The organism is Wolbachia endosymbiont of Drosophila leontia (assembly GCF_028981785.1).
GTDB lineage: Bacteria > Pseudomonadota > Alphaproteobacteria > Rickettsiales > Anaplasmataceae > Wolbachia > Wolbachia pipientis.
Genome location: NZ_JAPQLK010000095.1, coordinates 1 through 2,386, shown reverse-complemented (window position 1 = coordinate 2,386; position 2,386 = coordinate 1). Strand labels below are relative to the sequence as shown.

2 protein-coding genes are annotated in these 2,386 nt (G+C 36.7%); one reads left to right on the top strand and one right to left on the bottom strand.

Annotated elements, in window-relative coordinates; genetic code table 11:
- Positions 1-119: 119 nt before the first annotated feature.
- Positions 120-464 carry a tetratricopeptide repeat protein gene (locus OZD63_RS03135; RefSeq protein WP_275008087.1) on the top strand — a complete coding sequence of 115 codons (345 nt, stop codon included), beginning with the start codon at positions 120-122 and terminating at the stop codon, positions 462-464.
- A 38-nt stretch (positions 465-502) separates the two neighbouring features.
- On the opposite strand, the gene odhB is transcribed toward OZD63_RS03135, so the two are convergent.
- The gene (gene odhB / locus OZD63_RS03130; protein ID WP_275008086.1) at positions 503-1,675 is read right to left on the bottom strand and encodes a 2-oxoglutarate dehydrogenase complex dihydrolipoyllysine-residue succinyltransferase; all 1,173 of its coding nucleotides are present in this window, start codon (positions 1,673-1,675) and stop codon (positions 503-505) included.
- Between the last annotated feature and the right edge of the window lie 711 nt (positions 1,676-2,386).

The following is a 2,386-nucleotide window of genomic DNA, read 5'->3' as shown; positions in this document are numbered from 1 at the left end:
TTTTCTTTCTGCTACTCTCCAGTATTGGTCTAATTTTTTCAAATTGTTCTTTACTTATATCGCTTGGATAGCTTTTTTGCATAGATATACCTCTTTCTTAACTATGCTTATTTTACCTCATATTTTCGAGATCCTTAACAGGTTCTAAGAAACATTACGATTCTGACCATTTTGAAATTGTTAAACCACTGGCAAACCTGGGTACCGTTTATGGTACTTTAGGTGATCCTCAAAAGGCAAAAGAGTTGTTTGAACGAGCTTTACCTATTTTTGAGAAACATTATGGCTCTGGTCATGTTCAAGTTGCCAAACTACTGGCAAATCTTGGTATTGCCTATGGCGCTTTGGGCGATCACAAGAAACAAGAGGAATTGCTTGAACAGGCCTTGCCTATTTTTGAGAAACATTATGGCCCTGATCATCCGGAAGTTGCTAAACTACTGGCAGAACTAGATGACATTTAGGTTTTTAGCAATACTGGATTAACAACAATTCATTTGAGCTACACTTCCAAAACTAATCTATTTGGATCTTCTATATAATTTTTTATTTTAACGAGGAAAGTTACTGCTCCTTTGCCGTCAACTATTCTGTGATCGTAAGAGAGAGCCATGTACATCATAGGTCTGATTTCTACTGCATTACCAACAGCAACTGGCCTGTTTTGTATTGAATGCATTCCAAGTATTCCAGATTGCGGAGGGTTTATTACCGGAGTGGAAAGAAGTGAACCGTATACTCCACCGTTTGAGATGGTAAATGTTGCACCTTCCATTTCTGATACTTGTAATTTACCCTCACGAGCTTTTTTGCCAAGAGCAACTAAAGTCAACTCAATTTCTGCAAATGACATCTGATCGGCACCCCGAATAACTGGTACAACAAGGCCTTTATCGGTGCCAACAGCAACACCTACGTCATAGTAATGTTTATATATGATTTCATCGCCTGAGATTTCAGCGTTAATTTCAGCAATTTCTTTCAATGCTTGCACCGCTGCCTTTATAAAAAACGACATAAAACCCAGTTTTATTCCATATTTTTTTTCAAAAGTGTCCTTATATTTTGCTCTTAGATCCATGACATTTTTCATGTCAATTTCATTGAACGTGGTCAGTATTGCAGCAGTATTTTGCGATGCTTTCAAACGAGCGGCAATTACTTGCCTTATTTTGCTCATTTTTACTCGTTCCTCTCTTTGCTCTCCACTTACTACACTTTTTGGCAATTCGTATTGTTTTATTGCAGGTTGTTCAGCTTTGTTCATATGGCCTATCACATCTGCTTTTGTTATTCTGCCTCCCATGCCAGTTCCTTTGACGCTTTCTGCACTGATTGCATTTTCTTCCATAATTTTACGAGCTGATGGAGCATCTTTTTTAGCAGCACTTTCGCTTTTATCTTCTTTTCTCGCTTCCTCTTTTACTTCTCCCATGGAAAGCTTCGCTAACAATTGATCAGGACTTATTACATCATCTTCTTTTATAAGAAATTCAGTTATTTGCCCTGAAGCTTCTGCAGTTAATTCGAGTGCTGTTTTGTCAGTTTCAATTTCAAAGATCAAGTCATCTACTTTTACTGCTTCTCCAATACCCTTCTTTATTTTTACTATACCTTCTGTAACTGATTCACCACCAAGAGTTTTTGGTGCTCTGATTTCTATAATTTTGCTCATAAAACAACTTCCGTATAAAACTTTCTATAGATTTATACATGAAAAGAGACATGTAATAAACTAATAAATTCATTGAGGCTCTTATCATTTAGAAGTGACAAACGGATAACATATTCCCAAATGTCATTCCAGCACGTGACGCTAGGCCATAAAAATTCCTTGACAAGCCTCGCCAGCTCCCTTATCATGAAAATGAAGCTATTTATTTATCTTCTCTCTACAGATTAAATGACAAAAAAACTCAACGTATCTGGCGTCTCGTGTTTAATTTTTTGCACTATGTGCACTCTATGTCTTTATCAAATTTCTAGGTTTTTACCTACACAAGCTGAAATACGATATTTAAAACATTAAAAAACGCCAACTTAAAAAATGGGTAGTGAATAGCTAGCTACCCTAGGGTTTCTTTTGCCTTTTTTTCTGTTTAGTAAATTTCTTAATGTTTATAATTTAGATTAGTTGCAGCTTAAAAGCAGCTGAGTCGTGGTTATTAGACGTTTAGAATAAAAAAACGCCATACTTGAAAGTATAATGTAAGTAACTAGCCAACCACGGGGCTTCTTTTGCCTTTTTTTTCGCTTGGTAAATTTTTTAATATTTATAGCTAAACGACAACCGTCATCCCGCTGCTTGTTAGCGGGATCTATGCTGAGATACCGCGGCGGTATGACGTAGGGACTCCGCCAACAATATTGCAATAAACCTGAAACT